The sequence below is a fragment of the Streptomyces sp. NPDC101151 genome (genome assembly GCF_044768335.1).
Classification (GTDB): Bacteria; Actinomycetota; Actinomycetes; order Streptomycetales; family Streptomycetaceae; genus Streptomyces.
In genome coordinates, this window is record NZ_JBIWPP010000004.1 from 249088 (window position 1) to 272940 (window position 23853).

Genomic DNA, 23853 nt, shown 5'->3' on the forward strand with positions numbered 1-23853 from the left:
CTTCGTGCCACCGGAACACGGCGTGGGAGCGCTCCCAAAAATCGCGGCATCCATGCCGGATTTCTTCGTGGCTCCGTGCGGCGCGCGCGACTGCCGAGGGCTCCACCACCCTTCCCGGCCGGGTCGGTTGAGCCGCTCTGGGCGGACCCGGTGGTCGGGCACACCGGGTCCGCGAGCCGGGCAGGAGAGGGGGGCTGTGGTGTCCCTGCCCGGGTGGTGCTGGCTTGTGCGGCAATACCCTCGCGGGCTTGTCCATGTGGAGCGCGACAACGTTGTCTTATGGTCTGTACATGACTCTACCGCCTCAACCGACAACGATGTCAAGCCACTTCGGGTAGTCCGACCGGGTGATCCCGGGTGTGCCTGAGGAAGCGCACGCGGTCTTCCGTGCTACGGGTGGCGCACGTTACTGTCCCTGCGGCTTGTGCGACCTGTGGTGCGCGACCCGTCCGTCATTAGGAAGGGCCGCGTCATGCGTTTCCGTCCCACGTCCCTGCTGCTGGCCGCGGTGCTCGCGACCGGCGGCGCCACTCCCGCCCTCGCGGCGACCGCAGCTCCACCCGACCTCGTCAAGGATCCGACCGCGTACGTCGATCCGCTGATCGGCACCAAGAACGGCGGCAACGTCTTTCCCGGTGCCGTCATGCCGTTCGGCATGCTCTCCTGGAGTCCGGAGAACACCAGAGGCGACGCCACCCGCACCGCCGCGCCCGGCGGGTACCAGTACGACACCACCCGCATCCGCGGCTTCAGCCTGACCCACATGTCCGGCACGGGCTGCGCGGGCGGCAGCGGCGACATCCCGTTCTTCCCGTACGCGGGCGAGGTCACCTCCTCCCCGGCCGGTGACACCAAGGACGCCGTCTACGCCTCGGACTTCCGCCACACCGACGAGACCGCCGAACCGGGCCATTACCGAGTGGGCCTCGCCTCCGGCGTCACCGCCGATCTCACCGCGACCACCCGCACGGGCTCGGCCCGCTTCACCTACCCGGCGGACAAGCCCGCCTCACTGCTCGTGCGCGCCGCCAACTCCGAGGTGGGCTCGGAGGATTCGACGATCACCATCGACCCGGAGACCCGCACCGTCTCCGGCTCCGTCACCTCCGGGAACTTCTGCGGCTACCTCGACCCGGAGGGCCGGCGCTCGTACTACACCGTGTACTTCACCGCCCGTTTCGACCGCGCCTTCACCGCCACCGGCACCTGGCAGGACGAGAAGCTGAGCCCCGGCTCGCTGGCCGCCTCCGGCGGCACGGGCGGATTCTCGCAGGGCGGCCGGCCCGTCGCGGGCAAGGGCGCCGGGGGGTACGTCCGGTTCGCACCCGGCGCCGGCCCCGTGAACGTCAAGGTCGGCATCTCCTACGTCAGCCGGCAGGCCGCCGAGGCCAACCTCAGGGCGGAGAACCCGCCGGCGCGCTCCTTCGACGCGGTCAGGGAAGCGGCCCGCCGCGCCTGGCGCGACCGGCTGGCCGCCATCCGGGTCGGCGGCGGCACCGACGCCGAGCGCACCACCTTCTACACCGCCCTCTACCACTCGCTGCTGCACCCGAACGTCATCAGCGACGCCGACCGCCGCTACCGGGGCAGCGACGGAAAGGTGCACCGGGTGGGCCGCGGCCACCGCGCCCAGTTCGGCACCTTCTCCGGCTGGGACGTCTATCGCGACCAGGTGCAGCTGCTGACCTTGCTCGACCCCGCGACGGGCTCCGACATCGCGCAGTCGCTGTACGCACTCGCCCGGCAGAACGGCGGGGTCTGGGACCGCTGGCTGCACGGCGCGAGCGGCACCCACGTCATGAACGGCGATCCCTCGCCCACCGCACTGGCCGGCATCCACGCCTTCGGCGGCACCCGCTTCGACCTCGAGGGCGCCCTGGCATCGCTGGTCAAGGCGGCCACCGTACCCACACAGCAGGACCTGTCCGGATCCGGCAAGCCGGTGCTGTCGGTGGGCCAGCGCCCGTCGCTCGACAAGTACCTCAAGCTGCACTACATGCCCAGCGTCTCCAACGCCTGGGGCGGCGCCGCCGAGACCCTGGAGATGTCCACCGCCGACTTCTCCCTCTCCCAACTGGCCGCCGCGGCGGGGGAGAAGCACACCGCGACCGCCTTCGCCCGCCGCGCCCAGTGGTGGCAGAACAACTTCAACATCGCGGCCGACCCGGGCGGCGGCTACATCGCCAACCGCAAGGCCGACGGCAGCTGGGTCACCGGCTTCGCCCCCGACACCGGCAACGGCTTCGTGGAGGGCACGGCCGCCCAGTACACCTGGATGGTCCAGCACAATCCGGCCGGGCTCTTCGCCGCCCTCGGCGGCACCGACAAGGCGCTCGCCCGGCTCGACTCCTTCTTCCACACCGCCGACGGCGGCTGGGCCTTCACCGGCAACGGCGGCACCAAGTCCGAGCTGGACAACGAGCCGTCGGTCAACGTGCCCTACCTGTACGACTACGCGGGCGCCCCCTACAAGACGCAGGAGACCGTCCGCGCGGCGATGCGGCAGCTCTGGTCGACCGGGCCCGCCGGCATCCCGGGCAACGACGACCTCGGCGCCATGTCGTCCTGGTACGTCTTCTCCGCCCTCGGCATGTACCCGCAGGTGCCCTCCCGGGCCGAACTCGTCCTCGCCTCACCGCTGTTCGAGCGGATCGAGATCCACCGCCCGCACGGCAACGACATCTCCGTCCGCGCCACGGGAGCGGCGGCCGACGCCCCGTACATCCGGTCCCTGAAGGTCAACGGGCGTACCGGCGACCGGCCGTGGCTGCCCGCCTCCTTCGTCCGGGACGGCGGCCGTCTCGACTACACGCTCTCCACCGCCCCGAACCGCGGCTGGGGCGCGGACTCCCCGCCGCCGTCCTTCCGGCAGGGGGAGCAGCCGTACCAGATCGGCGTCGGCCCCACCTCCGCCACGGTCGCACCCGGTGACAGCACCAAGGTCGGCATCCGTGCGCTGGCGCTCGGCGGCGGCACCGGACCCGAGGTGCGCTTCCGGGTGGAGACCCCGTCCGGCGTCACGGCCGTGCCCGCCGAGGGCACGGTCACCGACGGCTCCCAGGAGATCACCCTCACCGCGGCGAAGGACGCCACCCAGGGCTTCTACGCCGCCAAGGTCACGGTGACCTCGGGCGACACCTCCTACGAGCAGCCGGTCTCCCTGACCGTGGCCGCTCCGGGCACCCTGCTCGCCGCCTACAACAACACCGGCGTCTCCGACGACGAGGGCGAGCACGACGAGGCCGACTACGACGGCGGCGGCTGGAGCTACTCCCGCCAGGCCCTCGCCGCGGCCGGCCTGACCCCCGGCAAGCAGGGCACGGTCGACGGCCTCACCTTCACCTGGCCGAACTCGCCCGCCGCCCGCCCGGACAACGCCTCGGCCGCCGGCCAGACCATCGAACTCGCCGATACGGCAGGCAGGTTGTCCTTCCTCGGCAGCGCGGTCAACGGCAACCAGCAGACCAGGGCGACCGTCACCTACACCGACGGCACGACCGACACCGTCGATCTCTCCTTCACCGACTGGACCGTCGGCGGCGGAGGCGGCACCGTCCAGTACGGCAACGAGGTGGTCGCCAGGACCGCGTACCGCAATGTCGCGGGCGCCGACAAGGACCCGGTGGCGACGTACATATTCGCCACCAAGCCGTTCACGGCCCCGGCCGGCAAGAGCGTCCGGAGCGTCCGGCTCCCGGACAACACCGACCTGCACGTGTTCACCCTGGCCACCGGCTGACCCTGCGCACGACGAAGGGGCGGGTCCGCGAGGGACCCGCCCCTTTGCGTGCCCGGAGGGTCAGGCCAGCAGCTCCACCTCCGCCAGCGTCGACTCGCCGTCGAGGACCAGGCGGTACTTGGCGTAGGAGCCCGGTGCGGAGACGGTGAACGCCCGGGTCTGGCGGTCCCAGGTGAACGACTCGCCGGAGCGGCGGTCCAGGGTCTTCCACGTCGTGCCGTCCCTGGAGCCCTGCAGGGTCCAGCCGGCCGGGGCCTTGGCGTGGTCGGCCGAGGTGAGCGTGTACTGGACGGCCCGGGTGGCCGTGCCGACCGGCAGGTCCGCCGAGGAGACCGTGGCACTCGTCCCCGACGTGTTGTCGAACAGGGCGCCGTCACCCTTCAGCACGTCCGCGCGGGGCGTCGGCACCTTGTCGTCCTGGGTGACGGAGACCGGGGCGGCATGCTTGCCCGTGCCCCATGTCGAGGGCTTGGACCCCATGAAGAACTCCAGCACGCCACCCTTGGCCAGCAGCGAGTGAGGCAGCGAAGTCGAGGTCCAGGGACGGCCGTTGAGCTTCACCCCCTGCACGTACAGGTTCTTCGCGCTGTTGCGCGGGGCCTTGATCACCAGGTCCCGGCCGTTCTCCAGGTGCACGGTCGCCTTCTTGAACAGCGGGGAGCCGATGGCGTACTCGCCGCTGCCCATGACCAGCGGATAGAAGCCGAGCGAGGAGAAGAGGTACCAGGCCGACTGCTCGCCGTTGTCCTCGTCGCCGTGGTAGCCCTGGCCGATCTCGCTGCCCGTGTACAGCCGGGACAGCGCCTCGCGGACGTTCTCCTGTGCCTTCCAGGGCTCGCCGGCCGCGTCGTACATGTAGATGACATGGTGGGCGACCTGGTTGGAGTGGCCGTACATGCCCATCCGGACGTCGCGGGCCTCGGTCATCTCGTGGATGACACCGCCGTAGGAGCCCACGAAGTCGGGCGAGGCGGTCTCCGGGGTGGCGAAGTACTCGTCGAGCTTCTCCGCGAGACCGGTCCGGCCGCCGTACAGGTTGGCCAGGCCCCGGCTGTCCTGCGGGGCGGTGAAGGCGTAGCCCCAGCCGTTGGTCTCCGTGTAGTCGTAGCCCCACACGCGCGGGTCGTACGTCGCGGAGTCCACGCGCCAGTTCCCCTTGGCGTCACGGCCCTGGAAGAAGCCCGCCTTGGAGTCGAAGAGGTTCACGTAGTCCTGGGCGCGGTTGAGGAAGTACTGCGACTCCTCCTTGTAGCGCTTCTCGCCGGTCTTCTTGTAGAGCGTCTCGCCCATCCGGGCGATGCCGTAGTCGTTGACGTAGCCCTCCATCGCCCACGACAGGCCCTCGTGCGTGTCGGTGCCGGTGTAGCCGAGGAACGGCGAGGTGCTCATGCCCTTGCGGCCCACGCCCGAGGAGGGGGGAACGACCGTCGCGTTCTTGACCGCGGCGTCGTAGGCCGCCTTCGCGTCGAACTTCACGCCCTTGACGTAGGCGTCGGCGAACGCCACGTCCGAGGAGGTGCCGGTCATCAGGTCGGCGTAGCCGGGGGAGGACCAGCGGGAGGTCCAGCCGCCGTCCTTGTACTGCTGCACGAACCCGTCGACCATCTCGCCCGCCTGGGACGGGGTCAGGAAGGAGTACGCCGGCCAGGTGGTCCGGTAGGTGTCCCAGAAGCCGTTGTTGACGTACACCTTGCCGTCGACGATTTTCGCGCCGGTGTGCGTCGGCGTGTCCGGGCCCGGCATGGGGGAGAAGGGCGAGGCGTACCGGTCCTTGCCGCCGGCCTTCTCGAAGCCGGAGTTCGGGTACAGGTACAGCCGGTACAGGCTGGAGTACAGCGTGGTCAGCTGGTCCGGGGTCGCGCCCTCCACCTCGACCTTGCCGAGCAGCTTGTCCCAGGCCCGCTGGGCCCGCGTCTTCACCGTGTCGAAGGACGTCCCGTCCGGGATCTCCTGGCGCAGGTTGTCCTTCGCCTGGTCGACGCTGATCAGGGAGGTGGCCAGGCGCAGGGTGACCGTGCGGTCCGCGCCCGCGTCGAAGCGCAGATAGCCCTTGACGCCACTGGAGGAGCCGTCCGTCACCGCCTTGTCGAAGACGCCGTACACGAACAGCCGCGTCGCACCGGTCGACAGGCCGGACTTCACGTCCGAGTAGCCGGTGACGGTCCCGTGTTCCTTGTCCAGCGTCAGGCCCGCCTGCTCGGTGACGTTGTCGAACACCACGCTCGCGTCGTCGCCCGGGTAGGTGAAGCGCATCGCCGCCGCGTGGTCGGTCGGGGTTATCTCGGCCTTCAGGCCGTTCTCGAACCGGACGCCGTAGTAGTACGGCCGCGCGGTCTCGTTCTCGTGCCGGAAGGCGAGCTGCCGGGCCTGACGGCCGGTGTCCGGAGTGCCGGTCGCGGCGGACGGCATCAGCTGGAAGGTCTGCCGGTCGCCCATCCACGGGCTGGGCTCGTGGCTCGCGCTGAACGCCTGGACCGTGGGCAGATTGTCGTCGTTGTTCGCACGTGCGTACTCATAGAGCCAGCTCAGCGAGGACGCGTTCGTCACCGGCGTCCAGAAGTTGAAGCCGTGCGGGAGAGCCGTCGCCGGGAAGTTGTTGCCACGCGAGAAACTGCCGCTGGAGTTGGTGCCGCGGGTGGTCAGCGCATAGTCCGACAGGTGCGCCTTCGGTTTCTCCGGCGCCACCTGCCTGATGTCGACGTCGTCGATCCAGCCGCGGAACTTCGCCGGCCCCTTCGGCGAGTCGTACGCCACCAGGATCCGGTCGACGGTCTTGCCGGCCGCGACCGAGCCGATCCGGGAGGCCACGTCGTTCCACTGGTTGGCGTACAGCACCTTCGCCGTGCCCTGACCGCGCGGCGACAGCGGGAAGCCGTGCTGGTCGGTCGCGCCCAGGCCGCTCAGATAGGTGCCGTCGGTGAAGGCCAGGTCCACGGAGACATGGGTGGCGTCGTAGTCGCGGTCGCCGTCGGCCATCGACGGGAAGATGCGGTACGACAGCTGGGTGTCGCGGCCGACCTTCACGTTCACGTCGAAGACCTTGTTGTACGAGTACGCCCGGCCGGCCGCCGTGTGCCGTCCGGCGTAGCGAAGGGCCCGCTTTCCGGTGAAGCCGGACCGTGCCTTGGCCGTGGGCGAGCCGTTGGGACCCTTGTCGACGAGCGACAGCATGTCCTGCGGGACCGGGCCGCCCCCGCCGCCGGTCGAGAACTGCAGGTCGGCGATCTGCAGGATGTCCGCCGCGCCGTTGTTCTTCGTCACCTCCAGCCGGAAGTGCTGGTACTCGGCCGGCTGGGCCAGGTCGTACGACTTGGTCTGGAACCGCTCCGAGAAGGCCTCGCCGGAGCGGGTGTCGACCGTCTTCCAGTCCTTGCCGTCCGTGGAGCCCTGGAGCGTCCAGTCCTTCGGGTCGCGCCCGTCGAAGTCGTTGGCCGAGGTGAGTGCGTACGTCACCAGCTTGATGGGTTTGTCCAGGTCGAATTCGACCCAGCCGGTGGGCTGGAAGGTCAGCCACTTGGTGCCGGGCTCGCCGTCGACGAGGTTCTCCTTGACCTCGCCCGCGCCCGCGTTCTCGCCACTCGACCGGACCTCGGTCACATGGTCGGTGACATTGCCCGGGATGCCGGTGCTGTAGCCGCCGTCCACGCCCGAGGCGCGCTTGCTGCCGTCCGCCGCCGTGTCGACGGTGTTCAGCCAGTCCGGCGCCGGATCGTCCGCCTCGAACGAGGATGCGAACTCCTGGTCGGCGGCGGTGGCCCTGGCCGGCAGGGCGACCGCGGCGCCCTGCGCGCCGACGGCCATGACAAAGGCGGCCGTGAGGACGACCGCCGGACCGTATCTGTGCCGAGTTCTCCGCTGCATCTACGGATTCCCCTCCTGCACCCGCTCTGGACAACGTTGTCAACTTCGATGCGCAGGAACCAGTAGGTGGCCAAGTGGCCCTTGATGTCAAGGGTGTTGGGTGTGGCATTCAGGGGCCTATGTCGCGAATTTTTCCCACGGAGCTCCCACGGGCCGCTCATATTTCCGAGAGGTCTCAACTCGGAAAAGACCCATGGCCAACCTTGCATTCGATCTTGCTCCGCTGGCGGGAAGTGGACTATACCTGTCGGCGTTTCCCGTATGACCCTGCACTACCCGACAGCGGTGCCGGGGAGGATCCGGTTCACCGCCTGAGTCCTGGAGAAGGCGAGGACTTGAGCATGGGATCCACTGCGCACCACGGTGGCGAGGGTGTCGGCCGCCGCGATCTGATCAAGCGTTCGGCCGCACTCGGCCTGGTGGCCGCCCCCGGAATGGGCCTGCTGTCCGCCTGCGCGAGCAGCGGCGGCGACGGACAGGACAAGGCGAAGACGGGCAAGAAGACCGCGAAGAACCCGCTCGGCGCCAACGAGAGTGCGAAGATGGAGTTCGTCCTCTTCGACGGCGGCTTCGGCAAGGAGTACGCCCAGGACGCGGTGAAGATCTATCAGAAGGACTTCCCCAAGGCCTCGGTGAAGTTCTCCGCCACCCAGAAGATCCAGTCCACCCTGCAGCCCCGTTTCAACCAGGGCAACCCGCCGGACCTCATCGACAACTCCGGCGCCGAGCAGATGGACATGGGCGTGCTCGTCGGCAAGAAGCAGCTGGCGGACCTCACCCCGCTGCTGGACGCGCCGTCGTACGACGACCCGAACAAGAAGGTCCGCGACACCCTGCGCCCCGGCATCGTGGAGATGGGCCAGTTCGACGGCGACCCGGTCTGGATCATGTACTACGCCTACACGGTGTACGGCGTCTGGTACTCGCAGAAGGCCCTGGACTCGCTCGACGCCGAGTACCCCCAGACCTGGGACCAGATGCTCGCCGTGTGCGAGAAGGCCAAGAAGAAGGGCATGGCGGGCTGGACGTACGCGGGCAAGTACCCGTACTACGTCCCCTTCTCGCTGTACCCGATGATCGGCAAGGTCGGCGGCGTCGAGGTGCTCGACGCCATCGACAACCTGGAGCCGAACGCCTGGAAGCACCCGGCGGTCAAGGCCTGTTTCGAGGCCTACTACGAGCTGTACAAGAAGGGCTACATCCTCAAGGGCACCCCGGGCCTGGACCACATCCAGTCCCAGACCGCCTGGGCCAAGGGCAAGGCGCTGTTCATCCCGAACGGCTCTTGGGTGGAGAACGAGTCGGCCAACGTCATCCCGGCCGACTTCAACCTCGCGGTCTCCGCGCCCACCGGCATCGACAGCTCGGACAAGATGCCGTTCGGCACCATCTGGGCCTCCGGCGGTGAGCCCTTCATCGTCCCGGCCAAGGCGGCGAACGCCGAGGGCGGCATGGAGCAGCTGCGCATCATGCTCTCCGAGGCCTCCTCGAAGAACTTCACCGCCAAGGTGAAGTCGCTGACCGCGTACAACGGCGGCACCACCGGCATCGCTCTCACACCGGGTCTGAAGTCGGGTGTGGCGGCGCTGGACAAGGCCGGATCCAACGTGGTGAATCCGCGGATCCAGGACTGGTACGTGCAGCTGCAGAAGGAGAAGATCGGTGTGGCCGGTCTCGGCGAGATGATGGCCGGCCGTCTCACCCCGGCCGAGGCCATCAAGAAGATCCAGGGCTTTGCCGACGAGGCCGCCAAGGACACGTCGATCAAGCACTACAAGCACCAGTAACCAGCACCTTTACCGCACCGGAGTGGCGATGCAGCACGGCAAGTACCGGTTCATTGTGGGGTTTCTGGCTCTGCCCCTCGGACTGTACGCGCTCTTCGTGGTGTGGCCGTTCATCCAGTCCATCTACTACTCGTTCACGGACTGGACCGGCCTCAGCCCCGAATTCAAGATGGTCGGCTTCGACAACTACAAGAGGATGCTCGACGACGACATCTTCTGGAAGTCGCTGCAGCACAGCCTGCTCTTCGCCCTGGTGCTGCCACTGGTGACTCTCAGCCTGGCGCTGTTCTTCGCCTTCATGATCAATGTGGGCGGACGACGGAGAAGGGGCGGCCCCGTGATCTCGGGTGTCCGGGGCTCGTCCTTCTACAAGATCGTCTACTTCTTCCCCCAGGTCCTGTCGATCGCGATCGTGTCGCTGTTGTTCGCCTTCGCGTACAACCCGGACAGCGGCGCGATCAATTCACTGCTGCGCGGGATCGGGCTCGACGACATCCAGCCGCTGTGGCTGGGCGACCCGAGCCTCGCGCTGTGGTGCGTGATGGCGGTGCTCGTGTGGTCCACGGTCGGCTTCTTCGTGGTCCTGTTCTCGGCGGGCATGGCGTCGATCCCGGCCGAGCTGTACGAGGCGGCCCTGCTGGACGGCGCGAGCCGCTTCGCCACGTTCTTCCGCATCACCCTGCCGCTGCTGTGGGACACCGTGCAGTCCGGCTGGGTCTACATGGGCATCCTCGCGCTCGGCGCCGAGTCGTTCGCGGTCGTACAGATCATGACGACCGGGCCGGGCGGTCCCGACTACTCGACCACCGTGATGGTCCTGTACGTGTACCAGAAGGCGTTCCGGGACGGTCAGGCCGCCTACGCCACCACCATCGGCGTCGCCCTGCTCGTCGTCACGCTCGCGTTCGCCGCGATCGTGATGCGGCTGGGCCGTCGCGAGCGGCTGGAGTACTGAACCGATGAAGACGACCGAGACCCCGCTGCCGGCCGAGTCCGGCGCCCCCGTCGTGAAGGTCGACCTGCCCGCCACGCGGCCGGCCGCCCGGAAGAAGGAGGGCGGCGTCCTCAACGCCTTCTCCCACGGCATCCTGATCATCTGGGCGGTCATGGTGGTCATGCCGCTGCTGTGGGCGGTGATGACGTCCTTCAAGGACGACAACTCCATCTTCGGCTCGCCCTGGTCGCTGCCGGACAAGCTCCACTTCGACAACTGGTCCCGGGCCTGGACCCAGGCCAACATGAGCGACTACTTCCTGAACACCATCCTGGTGGTCGGCGGCTCGCTGATCGGCACCCTGGTCCTGGGCTCCATGGCGGCCTACGTCCTGGCCCGTTTCGACTTCCCGGGCAACCGCTTCATCTACTACCTGTTCATCGGCGGCATGAGCTTCCCGATCATGCTGGCGCTGGTCCCGCTGTTCTACGTCGTGAACAACATGGGCCTGCTGAACACGATCCACGGCCTGATCCTGGTCTACATCGCGTACTCGCTGCCGTTCACGGTGTTCTTCCTCACGGCGTTCTTCCGCACCCTGCCGACCTCGGTGGCGGAGGCGGCCTTCGTCGACGGCGCCTCGCACAGCCGTACGTTCTTCCAGATCATGCTGCCGATGGCCAAGCCGGGCCTGATCAGCGTGGGCATCTTCAACTTCCTGGGACAGTGGAACCAGTACATGCTGCCCACGGTCCTCAACACCGACCCCGACAAGCGCGTCCTCACCCAGGGCCTGGTCCAGCTGGCGGTCAGCCAGGGCTACAAGGGCGACTGGTCCGGCCTCTTCGCCGGCCTGGTGATGGCGATGCTGCCGGTCCTGGCGGCCTACATCGTCTTCCAGCGCCAGGTGGTCGCGGGTCTGACGGCGGGCGCACTCAAGTAGCACACCTCACCGGCGCGCCCGGGTCGGCAGTGCCCCGCCCGGCGGGGGAGCGAACCCCGCGCTCGCGGCAGCCGGGGCCGCGGCCGACCGGGTGGCGGCCGACCGGGCCGCGGCCGCCGGGGGGCACCGCCTCCTGCCGGTGCCCCCCGGCGGAGCACCGGCTCCTGCCGGTCGCACCGGTGGACGGGCCGTGGGTCGCGCCACAGCAGTCGGCGTGGGAGCAGGCGGCGATCCTGCCCGGGAGGGCGGCCGCCTGCTCCAGCCGTTCGCCGGGACTCCGCACCGGCGCCCGCCACCGCTTCGCACCCGCGATTCGCTGCAAGGGCGTCGGCCCCGATCACAACCGGGTAACGCCCGGCCGCCCGGATTCCGCGGCTGAACGATCGACCGGCCCCTGCACGGCAACTCTGCCGCACCCCTGGATCCCTGCCCACAGGCCCCTCCGAACGTGCTTTCGGCCTGCTCCGCGGTGGCGTACACGTGTCCTGGGGGTGTCCACCTCGGAACCGGAGAGGCGAGAGCGATTTCCGTCAAGGACTTGACTGCGGCAACCCGTACAGCCGAGCTTGGAGTTCATAACTTGTAAGTGGCCCGGTTCCGCAGATGTGACCTGGGCCACGGGCGGCACAGGGGCCGCCCGGCCGATGGCGGGAGTGGATGGGTCGATGGAGACTCCGGGGTCGCAGTCGTCGCTGCACCGAGCCAACCTGGAACGAGTCGTACGGGCCGTGCGGCTGGCCGGGTCGCTCACGCAGGCGGAGATCGCGCGGACGACCGGCCTGTCCGCCGCAACAGTCTCGAACATCGTGCGGGAGCTGAAGGACGGCGGGACCGTCGAGGTCACGCCCACGTCGGCGGGCGGGCGGCGGGCCCGCAGCGTCTCGCTCAGCGGGGACGCCGGCATCGTGATCGGCGTCGACTTCGGGCACACGCACCTGCGCGTCGCGATCGGGAACCTCGCGCACCAGGTGCTGGCCGAGGAGTCCGAGCCGCTGGACGTCGACGCCTCCGCCACACAGGGCTTCGACCGGGCGGAAGAGCTGGTCAATCGCCTGATCGCAGCAACCGGTGTCGACCGGTCCAAGGTGGCGGGCGTGGGGCTCGGCGTGCCCGGTCCGATCGACGTCGAGTCGGGGACGCTCGGGTCCACCGCGATCCTGCCCGGCTGGGGCGGCACCAAGCCCGCCGAGGAGATGCGCGAGCGCCTCGGCGTGCCCGTGTACGTGGACAACGACGCCAACCTCGGCGCTCTCGGCGAGCTGGTCTGGGGCAGCGGCAAGGGCGTGCGTGATCTTGCCTACATCAAGGTCGCCAGCGGCGTCGGCGCCGGTCTGGTGATCAACGGGATGATCTATCGCGGCCCGGGCGGCACCGCGGGTGAAATCGGACATATTACACTCGACGAATCCGGCCCGGTCTGCCGCTGCGGGAACCGTGGCTGTCTGGAGACCTTCACGGCCGCGCGCTATGTGCTCCCGCTGCTCCAGCCCAGCCACGGCGCCGACCTGACGATGGAAGGCGTCGTACGGCTGGCCAGGGGCGGGGACCCGGGCTGTCGTCGGGTGATCGCCGACGTCGGCCGTCACATCGGCAGTGGAGTGGCCAATCTCTGCAATCTGCTGAACCCGAGCCGGGTGGTCCTGGGCGGTGATCTCGCCGAGGCCGGAGAGCTCGTCCTCGGGCCCATCAGGGAGTCCGTCGGTCGCTATGCCATCCCCAGTGCGGCGCGCCAACTGTCCGTTCTCCCAGGGGCACTTGGGGGCCGTGCGGAGGTGCTCGGGGCGCTCGCTCTCGCACTCAGCGAGATGGGCGATTCGACCCTTTTGGATGGCTCTGCCGCCGGCTCGCTGTCTGTGGCGGCCCCTGCCTTCACTTAGAGAACGGATGGCACCGTTGCCATCTCGTTAAGGATTTACTTCTTGACGTCGCACGTGTGGCCGAGTTGACTTCCAGCCACCTCGGCCGCAACGACGCGGCCTCGTCAGGGAGGTTTCTAGAGTGAACACGCGTATGCGTCGTGCCGCCGTTGCCGTTGCCGCAGGTGCGATGGCCGTCTCGCTGGCCGCCTGTGGCAGTGCCAAGGAGTCCAAGGGTGACGACAGCTCTTCCTCGGCGTCCGCCAAGAAGGGCGACGACATCAAGGTCGGACTTCTCCTTCCGGAGAACAAGACCGCCCGCTACGAGAAGTTCGACCGGGTCCTGATCGAGAAGAAGATCAAGGAGCTGACGAACGGCAAGGCGACCGTCCAGTACAACAACGCCCGCCAGGACGCGAACCTGCAGGCCCAGCAGGTCGACACCATGATCACCAACAAGGTGGACGTCCTGATCCTGGACGCGGTGGACGCCAAGGCCATCCAGAACTCCGTCCAGAAGGCCCAGGACGCCGGCATCAAGGTCGTCGCCTACGACCGCCTCGCCGAGGGCCCGATCAGCGCCTACACCTCCTTCGACAACACGGCGGTCGGCAAGACCCAGGGCGAGGCCCTGCTGAAGGCGCTGGGCAGCAAGGCCACCAAGTCCTCCAAGATCGTCATGGTCAACGGCTCGGTCACCGACCCGAACGCCAAGCAGTTCAAGGACGGCGCGCACTCCGTCCTCGACGGCAAGGTCACCGTCGCCAAGGAGTACGACACCAAGGAGTGGTCGCCGGACAACGCCAACTCCGAGATGGAGGCGGCGATCTCCGCGGTCGGCAAGGGCAAGATCGCGGGCGTCTACTCCGCCAACGACGGCATGGCCGGCGGTATCATCACCGCCCTCAAGGCCGCGGGCATCAGCGTCCCGGTCACCGGCCAGGACGCCGAGCTGGCCGGTGTGCAGCGCATCGTCGCCGGTGAGCAGTACATGAGCGTCTACAAGCCGTACGCCCCCGAGGCCGACGCCGCCGCCGAGATGGCCGTCGCGCTCGCCCAGGGCAAGTCGCTCGACTCGATCGCCAAGGACAAGGTCTCCTCCGGCTCCGCCAAGGACGTTCCCTCGGTCCTGGTCCCGGTCACCGCGCTGACCAAGGAGAACATCAACGACACCGTCATCAAGGACGGCGTCTACACGGTCGCCGAGATCTGCACGGGCAAGTACAAGTCCGCCTGCGACAAGCTCGGCCTCAACTAAGCAGCCCAAGTCCCTTCCCCCGTACGGACATTCATCCTTGAACATCCGTACCGGAACGGACGGACTGCCCAAGACTCCTCCGGCGCCCCGCGCATCAGACAGCCCCGCAAGCTCGGTGCGGGGCGCCGGACGGAAACTCCCCCAAACTTCTGCACAACCTCCCGCCGGGTCAGGCGGCGAAGGAGATGGTTCACGTGTCCGCTACGCCCGTGCTGGCGTTGCGCGGGGTCTCCAAGCGTTTCGGTGCCGTTCAGGCGCTCACCGACGTAGAGCTTGAGGTCCACGCCGGTGAGGTGGTCGCCCTGGTGGGCGACAACGGTGCCGGAAAGTCCACGCTGGTCAAGACGATCGCCGGCGTGCACCCCATCGATGAGGGCGTGATCGAATGGGGCGGCAAGCCCGTGTCGATCAGCAGGCCGCACGACGCCCAGGCCCTGGGCATCGCGACGGTGTACCAGGACCTCGCGCTGTGCGACAACATCGACGTCGTCGGCAACCTGTTCCTCGGCCGTGAGCTGAGGAAGTGGGGTGTCCTCGACGAGGTCGAGATGGAGCGCCGCGCCCGCGAGCTGCTCACCACGCTGTCGATCCGCATCCCGAGCGTCCGCATCCCGATCGCCTCGCTCTCCGGCGGTCAGCGCCAGACCGTGGCCATCGCCCGTTCGATGCTCGGCGAGCCCAAGCTGGTCATCCTGGACGAGCCCACCGCCGCCCTCGGTGTCGAGCAGACCGCCCAGGTCCTCGACCTCGTGGAGCGCCTGCGCGAGCGCGGTCACGCCGTCATCCTCATCAGCCACAACATGGCGGACGTGAAGGCGGTGGCCGACAAGGTCGCCGTTCTGCGCCTCGGCCGCAACAATGGCGTCTTCGAGGTCAAGTCGACCTCGCAGGAGGAGATCATCTCCGCCATCACCGGCGCCACCGACAACGCCGTGACCCGCCGTGCGGCGCGCACGACCGGGGAGGTTTCCAAGTGAGCATCGACAAGACCTCCGCCAACGTCGAGAAGACCCCCGGCGCCGGCACGGACGCACCCGTAGTGAACCCCGAGGCCGCGGCCGCCGCGGTCACCGCGGTCGACCCGCGCCTGCTGGTGCGCGAGCAGGGCCTGCTCGGCTACTGGACCGAGTTCAAGCGCAAGATGAAGGCCGGCGAACTGGGCTCGCTCCCGGTCGTCCTGGGCCTCGCCATCATCTGCATCATCTTCCAGGTCCTGAACTCCGAGTTCCTCTCGGCGCAGAACATCAGCAACATCACGGTCACGATGGTCGGCACGGGAATGATCTCCGTCGGCATCGTCTTCGTGCTGCTGCTCGGCGAGATCGACCTCTCGGTCGGCTCGGTCAGCGGCGCGGCCAGCGCCCTCGCGGCCGTCCTGACGGTCAACCAGGGCTGGCCCGAGTGGCTGGCCGTGCTCGTCGCGATCGCCGTCGGTGCCGCCATCGGCGCTCTGCACGGCTTCTTCTTCGCGGTGCTCGGCGCGCCCGCCTTCGCCGTGACCCTGGCCGGTCTGCTGTTCTGGCTGGGCTTCATGCTGAAGGTGCTGGGCGACGACGGCACGATCAACCTCGACAGCGACGGTCTGATCGGCAAGCTGACCACGTACACCTTCACCGACGTGGCCGCCGCCTACGGCCTGGCCGTCGTCGTGGTCGCCGTGTTCTTCATCAGCTCCTTCCTGGGCAACCGGCGCCGGGAGGTCGCGGGCGTCCCGTCCCGGCCGCTCAGCGACACGATCCTGCGCACGGTGCTGCTGGCCGTGGTCTCCTTCGCGGCGGCCTACATGTACAACCAGTACAAGGGCCTGCCGCTGGCCACGGTGATCTTCATCGCATTCCTGGTCGGCACCGACTTCGTCCTGCGCCGCACCTCCTACGGCCGCAAGATCTTCGCGCTCGGTGGCAGCGTGGAGGCGTCCCGGCGTGCGGGCATCAACGTCACGGCGGTGCGGATCTCCGTCTTCGCCATCTCCGGTGGCTTCGCGGCGATCGGTGGTCTGTTCCTGGCCTCGAAGATCGCCTCCGCCAACCAGAGCGCCGGCGCGGGCGACCTGCTGATGAACGCGATCGCCGCAGCCGTCATCGGTGGTACGTCGCTCTTCGGTGGTCGCGGTCGCACCTGGAACGCCCTGCTGGGTGTGCTGGTGATCGTGTCCATCCAGTACGGACTCCAGCTGGAGTCCATCGCGGAGCCGGTGAAGTACATGATCACTGCGGCGGTCCTGCTGACCACCGTCGTCATCGACTCCATCACTCGCAAGACGCAGAAGACCGCGGGTCGCGCGTAGCGCCCCTAGGTGGGTGACAGTGCCCGGCGCCTCGAAGGTGCCGGGCACTGTCGTGTCCCGCAAAGCCGGAACATTAGACTCGTCAAGCCCGGCAACAGCTCGATCAGCTCTACTTGCAAGGAGGCACGGGTGCCGCTGCTGACCCGCATCAGGGGACCGCGCGATCTGGACCGGCTCAGCCTGGAGGAGCTGGACCAGCTGGCAGAGGAGATCCGCACCTTCCTCGTCGACGCCGTCGCCAAGACAGGCGGCCACCTCGGCCCCAACCTGGGCGTGGTCGAGCTCACCATCGCCCTGCACCGTGTCTTCGAGTCCCCGAAGGACAAGGTCCTGTGGGACACGGGACACCAGTCCTATGTGCACAAGCTGCTCACCGGCCGGCAGGACTTCTCCAGGCTGAAGATGAAGGGCGGCCTGTCCGGCTATCCCTCGCAGGCCGAGTCCGAGCACGACGTCATCGAGAACAGCCACGCCTCCACCGTCCTCGGCTGGGCCGACGGCATCGCCAAGGCGAACCAGTTGCACAAGCGGGACAGCCACGTCGTCGCCGTGATCGGTGACGGCGCCCTCACCGGCGGTATGGCCTGGGAGGCGCTGAACAACATCGCCGAGGCCAAGGACCGCCCGCTCGTCATCGTCGTCAACGACAACGAGCGCTCCTACGCCCCGACCATCGGCGGGCTCGCCAACCACCTGGCGACCCTGCGCACGACCGACGGGTACGAGCGCTTCCTCGCCCGGACGAAGGACATCCTCGACCGCACCCCGGTCCTCGGCAGGCCGCTGTACGAGACCCTGCACGGCGCCAAGAAGGGGCTGAAGGACTTCATCGCCCCCCAGGGCATGTTCGAGGACCTCGGCCTGAAGTACGTCGGCCCGATCGACGGACACGACATCGAGGCGCTGGAGTCCGCACTCGCGCGGGCCAAGCGGTTCGGCGGGCCGGTGATCGTGCACTGCCTGACCGAGAAGGGCCGCGGCTACCAGCCCGCCCTCCAGGACGAGGCCGACCGCTTCCACGCCGTCGGCAAGATCCACCCGGACACCGGTCTGCCGATCGCCTCCTCCGGCGCCGACTGGACCTCCGTGTTCGGCGAGGAGATGGTCAAGCTCGGCGAGGAGCGCAAGGACATCGTCGCCATCACGGCGGCCATGCTCCAGCCGGTCGGCCTGGACAGGTTCGCCAAGCGGTTCCCCGAACGGGTGTATGACGTGGGGATCGCGGAGCAGCACGGCGCCGTGTCCGCGGCCGGTCTGGCCCACGCCGGTGTGCACCCGGTCTTCGCCGTCTACGCCACCTTCCTCAACCGCGCCTTCGACCAGGTCCTGATGGACGTGGCCCTGCACAGGTGCGGGGTGACCTTCGTGCTGGACCGGGCCGGCGTCACCGGCACCGACGGCGCCTCGCACAACGGCATGTGGGACATGTCGATCCTGCAGGTCGTGCCCGGGCTCCGGCTGGCCGCCCCGCGCGACGCCGACCAGGTACGGGCGCAGCTGCGCGAGGCCGTCGCCGTCGACGACGCGCCGACCGTGGTGCGCTTCTCCAAGGGCGCCGTCGGCCCCGCCGTGCCGGCCGTGGGCCGCGTCGGCGGTATGGACGTGCTGCGCGAGCCCGGCACCGACCTCCCGGACGTGCTGCTGGTCTCCGTGGGCGCGCTCGCCCCGATGTGTCTGGAGATCGCCGGCCTGCTCGACAAGCAGGGCATCTCCACCACGGTCGTCGACCCGCGCTGGGTGAAGCCCGTGGACGAGGCGATGGCCCCGCTCGCCGAGCGGCACCGGGTCGTCGTCACCGTCGAGGACAACAGCCGCGTCGGCGGCGTGGGCTCCGCGATCGCCCAGTCCCTCAGGGACGCGGGCGTGGACGTACCGCTGCGTGACTTCGGCATCCCGCCGCGCTTCCTCGACCACGCCTCCCGCGCCGAGGTCATGGCCGAGATCGGGCTGACCGCGCCCGACATCGCCCGTCAGGTCACCGGGCTGGTCGCCAAGCTGGACGGCCGGTTCGACCGTACGGCCGACGAGGTGGAGTCCGTCGAGCCCGCGCGCGACTAGACACGCCCGGGAAAGCACCCGTCGGGCCGGTTTCGCCTCCTTCCCCGGTGGCGGAACCGGCCCGTTTGCGTGAACCTGCCTGTGCCGGGGCATACGCATCCCCAGCTCTCTCGATCATGTCGAGGACGACGAGCGTGTGGGAGGTAGGCCCGTGAGCAGCACCCTCTTCCGAACGAAGAAGGTCGAACAGTCCATCCTCGACACCGAGGAACCGGAACACGCGCTCAAGAAGTCCCTGTCCGCGCTGGACCTGACCGTCTTCGGCGTCGGTGTCATCATCGGCACCGGCATCTTCGTCTACACCGGGTCGGTCGCCAAGACGACCGCGGGCCCCGCCATCTCGCTCTCCTTCGTCGCGGCGGCTGTCGTCTGCGCCCTGGCCGCGCTCTGCTACGCGGAGTTCGCCTCCACGGTCCCGGTGGCGGGCTCCGCGTACACGTTCTCGTACGCCTCGATCGGCGAACTGCCCGCCTGGATCATCGGCTGGGACCTGGTCCTGGAGTTCGCGCTGGGCACGGCGGTGGTCGCCGTCGGCTGGTCCGGCTATTTCCGCTCGTTCCTGGTCAACAACATCGGCTGGCAGGTTCCCGAGGTGCTGGGCGGCCGGGACGGCGCCTCGGGATTCGGCTTCGACCTCTTCGCCGCCCTGCTGGTCCTGGCCCTCACGGCCGTGCTCGTCGTCGGCATGAAGCTGTCCGCACGGGTCACCCAGGTGGTCGTCGCGATCAAGCTGGTCGTCGTGTTCATCGTGATCATCGCCGGCGCCTTCATCGTCAACACGGCCAACTACACGCCCTACATCCCGCCGTCCCAGCCGGAGAAGGCAGGCGGCAGCCTCCAGGCCCCGCTGATCCAGCTGATGTTCGGATGGGCACCGTCCAACTTCGGTGTGATGGGCATCTTCACCGGCGCCTCGATCGTGTTCTTCGCGTTCATCGGCTTCGACGTGGTGGCCACCGCCGCCGAGGAGACCCGCAACCCGCAGCGCGACATGCCGCGCGGCATCATCGGCTCGCTGTTCATCTGCACGGTGCTCTACGTGGCCGTCTCGATCGTCGTCACCGGCATGCAGAAGTACACGCAGCTGTCCGTGCAGGCCCCGCTCGCGGAGGCCTTCAAGTCCACGGGGCACCCCTGGTACGCAGGCGTGATCAGCTTCGGCGCCACCATCGGCCTGATCACCGTCTGTATGATCCTGCTGCTCGGCCAGACCCGGGTGTTCTTCGCGATGAGCCGCGACGGGCTCCTGCCGCGGTTCTTCTCGCACACCCACCCGCGCTTCCGGACGCCATACCGGCCCACCATCCTGCTCGGCGTGATCATCGCGGTCGTCGCGGGCTTCACCAGCCTCCAGACGCTCGGTGAGCTGGTGAACATCGGCACGCTGTTCGCCTTCGTCATCGTCGCGATCAGCGTCGTCATCCTCCGCAGGACCCGCCCCGACCTGCACCGGGCCTTCCGTACCCCATGGGTTCCGGTCCTCCCGATCCTGTCCGTGTGCGCCTCGCTGTGGCTGATGCTCAACCTGCCCGCCGAGACCTGGCTCCGGTTCGCCATCTGGATGGTCATCGGCTTCCTCGTCTACTTCCTCTACGGCCGCTCGCACAGCCGCCTCGGCCGGCGCGAGGAGTCCGCGGTCGGCCAGGCCACGCGTCCACCGAAGGGCAACGCCGAGTAACTGTCCCGGTCACCGCGCCCGACCCGTATGTTCCGCTTCGGCCGGAACTGCGGGGGTGGATAGCGTGGTGCCCATGCTTGCCGCCCCGCTCGCCCCCGCGCGGACCGTGGTCACCCGGACGGCGTACTGGACGCGGCTGCTGCCCGCCCTTGCCGCCCTGGCCTGCGCCACCCGCGTGCCCTCCTTCGTCCGCCCCCTGTGGAACCCGGACGAGGGCTATCTCGCGGTACAGGCGCGCCTCCTCGCACACGGCGGGCAGCTGTACGAGACGGTCGTGGACCGCAAACCGCCCCTGGTGCCCTGGCTGTACGAGGCCGCCTTCGCGGTCTGCGGCTCCGGCTCCCTCACCCCGGTCCGGGTGCTGGCGGTCCTCGCGCAGTTGCTCACCGCGGCGCTGCTCGCCTCCCTGGCCCGGCGCCGCTGGGGTGACACCGCGGGCCGTACCGCCGGGGTGCTGTATCTGCTGGTCTCGGTCGGGCTCAACCCCGAGGACGCGCAGGCCGCCACCTTCGAGGTGTTCATACTGCCCTGCACGGTGGCCGCCCTGTGGTGTGCGGACCGCGGCCGCTGGGGCGCGGCCGGGGCCGCCGTCGCCTGTGCCTTCCTCACCAAGCAGACCGGCGGCGCGGTCCTGCTGCCGGTGGCGTGCCTGCTGCACACCGCCGGCACCCCGCGCGCGGGCGTGGTCCGGCTCGGGGCCGGATTCGCCGTACCGGTCGTGTGCGCGGCCCTGGTCACGGATCCGGCCGGCTTCCTGTTCTGGACGGTCACCGGCTCCGCCGCCTACGCCTCCTTCACCGGCTCCGAACTCCACGTCCTCGGCCGCTGCCTGGCCAACGCCGCGATTCTGGCCGTGGCCTGCGCGGGCCTGATCCCGCCCGTCGTACGTGCCCTGCGCGCCGCCCGTCCTGCAGCGGCCGACCTGTGGCTGTGGCTGTGGCTGGCCTCCTCGGCCGTCGCCGTCGCCCTCGGCTTCCACTTCTTCGGTCACTACTACCTGCAACTCACGCCGCCCGCGGCCCTGCTGGCCACGGCCGCGCTGCGGCTCCCGCCCCGCGAGCGGCTGACCGGCGCCGTTCTCACCTCGGCCTGTTGCTGTGTTCTGTTCCTCGCCTGGGGCGTGCTCGCGCCGCGCCCCGAACTCGCCCACGCCCAGCGCCTCGCGGGCGCCCTGGCCCAGCGCACCGCGCCCGCCGACCGGGTCCTCGTGTGGGGCATGCACCCCGAGACGTACTGGCTGGCCGGCCGCACCCCCGCAACCCGCTATCTCACCGCGGGCCTGCTCACGAACTACAGTGGCGGCCGCGACGGCCCCCAGGTCGGCGAGAAGTACGCGGTCGAGGGCACCTGGCCCGTCTTCCGGGCGGAGCTGGCCGCACACGCCCCGGCCCTGGTCGTCGACGACTCGCGTGGCCGGCCGTACGCCCCCGACCGCGTCCCGAGCCTGCGGCGGCTGCTGGAGGCGCGGTACGAGGAGGTGGGGCGGGTGGACGGCGCGGTGCTCTACGCCCGGATTCCGCGCGGTTGAAGGGCAGTGGGTCGTAGTGCCCGGCCGGCCTCCTGCTATGCTCGCAGCAGAGATTTGAACACGTTCAAATCAGGAGGACCGCATGTCCGCACCGACCGCGCCCGGCAGCAACGACTCACCCGCGGTCGCGCTGGGCCCCACCTCACTCGTCTTCGGGGCCATTGCGGCCATCGGCGCCTGGCCTTCCCTCATGCTGGTCGCGCTGCCGTGGTCGTTCATCGCGGGACCCCTCGCCATGACCTTCGGCCTCGCGGGCATCCACTACGCCCGCCAGGGCATCGGCCGCATGTGGACCGGCGCGGCCGGAACCACCCTCGGAGCGGCCGGTTTCCTCGCCCTGTTCGCGGTGCTCGCCGCCTAGATGAACGAGTTCGATGTCCGCGCCGGCCGCAGCCACGAAGGGGGTCCGCCGGCTTCTGTGTGACCACCGGCCCGAACGCCCTTCGGGCGGCACTGCATGTGTTCATCGACGACCGAGTGGCCCCGCGTCGACGGATCGGGCGACCCCGCTGACGTGCAGGTCAGTCCCATTGCTCGTCCGCGAGGGAGCTGACCGGCTGTGGCTTGCCGATGACGGCCAGGGCGATGAAGAAGTTGATCTGGCCGATCGCGATGGTCAGGGTGGCCAGCGCCTTCTCGTCGTAGTGCTTCGCCACCTCGGCGTACAGCTCGTCGGAGACGCGCTCCCTGCCGTGCGGGGCGGGCTGCAGGGTGGCCTCCACCAAGGCGAGGGCGGCGCGCTCGGCGTCGGTGAAGTACGGGGCGTCCTGCCAGGAGGAGACGGCGGTGATGCGCTCCTCGGACTCCCCGGCCTTACGCAGGAAGCCGGTGTTCAGGATCGTCAGGTAGGTATTGCCGACGATTTGCCCGGCACGCAAGTGGACGAGGTTCATCGTGGTGCGTGGCACCGCGTGGTTGCCCGTGGCCCGGAAGAGAGCGGCGCTGATGTCGTTCAGCTCGGGCACGAACTGGGCCGGGTTGGGCATCCGGGAGATGGAGGTGTTCGTCATGGCTGCTTTCCTTCGCTTCGGCCTGGTCGGCGTCTTCACAGCACTGACGGATCGGCGCACGCAGGTGTGACAGGAATCCGGGAAAGTTCTCCGACGTGCTCCGGACCCGGTGACAACCCCGTCCTTTTCGGGCCGTGCCCGGACGGGGGAGCCCGATGCCTTCCGTGGTCTTGGGCGATCAGAGATCGTTCGACCTTGGCACCGCTGCTCCAGTCGTGCCAGATGCCAGATGCCAGATGCCAGATGCCAGATATCAGGGTGAGGAACCGTCGACCGGTGCGGGCGAAGACCCCGGCCGGGGTTCTGCCGCCGTGCTGTTCGAGGCTGAGCCGGCCTCTGCGAGTGTCGATGACGGCCTCGATCCACTGGCGGACACGGGCGGTCTTCCCGTGCCGGACCGGCTCGTCCTTGCGGTCCGGCCGAACCAGGTGAGCCCTGAGCCGGCCGGCGACGAAGGTCTCGAACTCCTTGCCCGCCCTCAGCCGAGCACGACGCGTGGTCCCGCCACCTCCGCGCCCAGCTCCGTCACCCGGCGCCGCAGTTCACGGTCGGCCGTGACCACCAGGCGGGGCCGGCCGGGGTGTTCGGCGGCCAGCTCCACGATCCGGTCGTCGCCGCTGCCCGGCGCGGACTCCACCCGTACCCCCGGCACGGACTCCACCCCACGGGCGGCACCCTCGACGACGAGCACGAGCTCCACCGCACCGACCCGGCCCGGCAGCCCCTCGGCGGCCAGCCGGTCCCGCAGCCGCTCGGCGGCGCCCCTGCGGTCCCGCCACCAGCCGTCCGGCCGCGACCCGACGACGTTCGCGCCGTCGACGACGACAAGCAGCGGGCCGTCCGGGTCCGGGGAACCTAGGGGGGCGTTCATGACGCAAGGGTCCCACGCGGCCCGCGAGGGGGCGGGCCCCGGC

The 23853-nt window shown here is 69.2% G+C and carries 15 protein-coding genes and 1 pseudogene; 12 read left to right on the plus strand and 4 right to left on the minus strand.

The window, feature by feature from the left end; translation table 11 throughout:
- Positions 1 to 472 precede the first annotated feature (472 nt).
- Positions 473 to 3739, plus strand: coding sequence for a GH92 family glycosyl hydrolase (locus ACIRU3_RS09550; RefSeq protein ID WP_404053793.1), 3267 nt, complete (start codon positions 473 to 475; stop codon positions 3737 to 3739).
- 60 nt (positions 3740 to 3799) lie between these two features.
- On the opposite strand, the gene ACIRU3_RS09555 is transcribed toward ACIRU3_RS09550, so the two are convergent.
- Positions 3800 to 7600 carry a GH92 family glycosyl hydrolase gene (locus ACIRU3_RS09555; protein ID WP_404053795.1) on the minus strand — a complete coding sequence of 1267 codons (3801 nt, stop codon included), beginning with the start codon at positions 7598 to 7600 and terminating at the stop codon, positions 3800 to 3802.
- Positions 7601 to 7941: 341 nt separating this feature from the next.
- Between ACIRU3_RS09555 and ngcE the strand changes: the two genes are divergently transcribed.
- The 11 genes from ngcE (at position 7942) to ACIRU3_RS09610 (ending at position 22290) form a co-directional block, all read left to right on the plus strand.
- On the plus strand, positions 7942 to 9387 hold the full coding sequence (gene ngcE, locus ACIRU3_RS09560) for an N-acetylglucosamine/diacetylchitobiose ABC transporter substrate-binding protein (RefSeq protein WP_404053797.1): 1446 nt from the start codon (positions 7942 to 7944) through the stop codon (positions 9385 to 9387).
- A 28-nt stretch (positions 9388 to 9415) separates the two neighbouring features.
- Positions 9416 to 10342, plus strand: a complete 927-nt coding sequence (locus tag ACIRU3_RS09565; RefSeq protein ID WP_404053800.1) for a carbohydrate ABC transporter permease — start codon at positions 9416 to 9418, stop codon at positions 10340 to 10342.
- Positions 10343 to 10346: 4 nt separating this feature from the next.
- Complete coding sequence (locus tag ACIRU3_RS09570; protein WP_404053802.1) at positions 10347 to 11264, plus strand: carbohydrate ABC transporter permease; 918 nt, start codon at positions 10347 to 10349, stop codon at positions 11262 to 11264.
- A gap of 665 nt (positions 11265 to 11929) precedes the next feature.
- A complete protein-coding gene (locus ACIRU3_RS09575; protein WP_404053805.1) occupies positions 11930 to 13141 on the plus strand; it encodes an ROK family transcriptional regulator in 1212 nt (403 codons plus the stop codon).
- 133 nt (positions 13142 to 13274) lie between these two features.
- Positions 13275 to 14378: a sugar ABC transporter substrate-binding protein gene (locus tag ACIRU3_RS09580; protein ID WP_404054417.1), complete on the plus strand. Its 1104-nt coding sequence runs from the start codon at positions 13275 to 13277 to the stop codon at positions 14376 to 14378.
- Positions 14379 to 14563: 185 nt separating this feature from the next.
- On the plus strand, positions 14564 to 15355 hold the full coding sequence (locus tag ACIRU3_RS09585) for an ATP-binding cassette domain-containing protein (RefSeq protein ID WP_404053807.1): 792 nt from the start codon (positions 14564 to 14566) through the stop codon (positions 15353 to 15355).
- Positions 15352 to 16665, plus strand: a complete 1314-nt coding sequence (locus tag ACIRU3_RS09590) for a sugar ABC transporter permease (RefSeq protein ID WP_404053810.1) — start codon at positions 15352 to 15354, stop codon at positions 16663 to 16665. The genes ACIRU3_RS09585 and ACIRU3_RS09590 overlap by 4 nt, the downstream gene beginning before the upstream one ends.
- A 129-nt stretch (positions 16666 to 16794) precedes the next feature.
- Positions 16795 to 18723 (plus strand): 1-deoxy-D-xylulose-5-phosphate synthase, encoded by a 1929-nt coding sequence (dxs, locus tag ACIRU3_RS09595; RefSeq protein ID WP_404053813.1) that lies wholly within the window; start codon positions 16795 to 16797, stop codon positions 18721 to 18723.
- Positions 18724 to 18874: 151 nt separating this feature from the next.
- Positions 18875 to 20401, plus strand: coding sequence for an amino acid permease (locus ACIRU3_RS09600; RefSeq protein ID WP_404053816.1), 1527 nt, complete (start codon positions 18875 to 18877; stop codon positions 20399 to 20401).
- A gap of 73 nt (positions 20402 to 20474) precedes the next feature.
- Complete coding sequence (locus ACIRU3_RS09605; RefSeq protein ID WP_404053819.1) at positions 20475 to 21929, plus strand: glycosyltransferase family 39 protein; 1455 nt, start codon at positions 20475 to 20477, stop codon at positions 21927 to 21929.
- Between the two features lie 82 nt (positions 21930 to 22011).
- A complete protein-coding gene (locus ACIRU3_RS09610) occupies positions 22012 to 22290 on the plus strand; it encodes a hypothetical protein (RefSeq protein ID WP_404053822.1) in 279 nt (92 codons plus the stop codon).
- A 160-nt stretch (positions 22291 to 22450) separates the two neighbouring features.
- Here ACIRU3_RS09610 and ACIRU3_RS09615 read toward each other — a convergent pair whose 3' ends face one another.
- From ACIRU3_RS09615 to ACIRU3_RS09625, 3 genes and pseudogenes are all read right to left on the minus strand, one after another.
- Complete coding sequence (locus tag ACIRU3_RS09615; RefSeq protein WP_404053825.1) at positions 22451 to 22939, minus strand: carboxymuconolactone decarboxylase family protein; 489 nt, start codon at positions 22937 to 22939, stop codon at positions 22451 to 22453.
- 164 nt (positions 22940 to 23103) lie between these two features.
- A pseudogene (locus tag ACIRU3_RS09620) lies at positions 23104 to 23415 on the minus strand (IS982 family transposase); the annotation flags it as partial.
- 2 nt (positions 23416 to 23417) lie between these two features.
- Positions 23418 to 23810 (minus strand): NTP pyrophosphohydrolase, encoded by a 393-nt coding sequence (locus tag ACIRU3_RS09625; protein WP_404053826.1) that lies wholly within the window; start codon positions 23808 to 23810, stop codon positions 23418 to 23420.
- Positions 23811 to 23853 lie beyond the last annotated feature (43 nt).

Coding starts and splice junctions, on each gene's coding strand:
- ACIRU3_RS09570 (WP_404053802.1), top strand. CDS start 10,347: ATGAAGACGACCGAGACCCCGCTGCCGGCCGAGTCCGGCGCCCCCGTC.
- ACIRU3_RS09555 (WP_404053795.1), bottom strand. CDS start 7,600: ATGCAGCGGAGAACTCGGCACAGATACGGTCCGGCGGTCGTCCTCACG.
- ACIRU3_RS09565 (WP_404053800.1), top strand. CDS start 9,416: ATGCAGCACGGCAAGTACCGGTTCATTGTGGGGTTTCTGGCTCTGCCC.
- ACIRU3_RS09575 (WP_404053805.1), top strand. CDS start 11,930: ATGGAGACTCCGGGGTCGCAGTCGTCGCTGCACCGAGCCAACCTGGAA.
- ACIRU3_RS09550 (WP_404053793.1), top strand. CDS start 473: ATGCGTTTCCGTCCCACGTCCCTGCTGCTGGCCGCGGTGCTCGCGACC.
- ACIRU3_RS09610 (WP_404053822.1), top strand. CDS start 22,012: ATGTCCGCACCGACCGCGCCCGGCAGCAACGACTCACCCGCGGTCGCG.
- ACIRU3_RS09615 (WP_404053825.1), bottom strand. CDS start 22,939: ATGACGAACACCTCCATCTCCCGGATGCCCAACCCGGCCCAGTTCGTG.
- ngcE (WP_404053797.1), top strand. CDS start 7,942: ATGGGATCCACTGCGCACCACGGTGGCGAGGGTGTCGGCCGCCGCGAT.
- ACIRU3_RS09625 (WP_404053826.1), bottom strand. CDS start 23,810: ATGAACGCCCCCCTAGGTTCCCCGGACCCGGACGGCCCGCTGCTTGTC.
- ACIRU3_RS09585 (WP_404053807.1), top strand. CDS start 14,564: ATGGTTCACGTGTCCGCTACGCCCGTGCTGGCGTTGCGCGGGGTCTCC.
- ACIRU3_RS09605 (WP_404053819.1), top strand. CDS start 20,475: ATGCTTGCCGCCCCGCTCGCCCCCGCGCGGACCGTGGTCACCCGGACG.
- ACIRU3_RS09580 (WP_404054417.1), top strand. CDS start 13,275: ATGCGTCGTGCCGCCGTTGCCGTTGCCGCAGGTGCGATGGCCGTCTCG.